1 protein-coding gene is annotated in these 279 nt (G+C 49.5%); it reads right to left on the bottom strand.

Annotated elements, in window-relative coordinates; translation table 11 throughout:
• On the bottom strand, window positions 1–279 hold a 279-nt coding region (locus V5P19_RS23440; protein ID WP_334407935.1), incomplete at both ends, for an NAD-dependent epimerase/dehydratase family protein.

The following is a 279-nucleotide window of genomic DNA, read 5'->3' as shown; positions in this document are numbered from 1 at the left end:
AGGTTTACATCTGCCACGTCGCCCACATCGACGAAGTCGCGTTTGAAGTTCTCGCTACCTTCAAACAGCTTCGGTGATTCACCGTTGGTAAGCTGGGTGTTGAGATGGAAAGCGACGCTCGCCATGCTGCCTTTATGGCCTTCACGCGGTCCATAAACGTTGAAATAGCGGAAGCCAACAATCTGCGAGTTCGCTTCAGGCAGGATTTGACGAACATATTCATCAAACAGGAATTTTGAGTAACCGTAGACGTTCAACGGTTTTTCGTACTCGCGGGAT

Source organism: Enterobacter sp. UNJFSC 003 (assembly GCF_036903355.1).
Classification (GTDB): domain Bacteria; phylum Pseudomonadota; class Gammaproteobacteria; order Enterobacterales; family Enterobacteriaceae; genus Enterobacter.
Note: the sequence above shows the minus strand (reverse complement) of the source record. Positions and strands in the feature narration are given on the sequence as shown.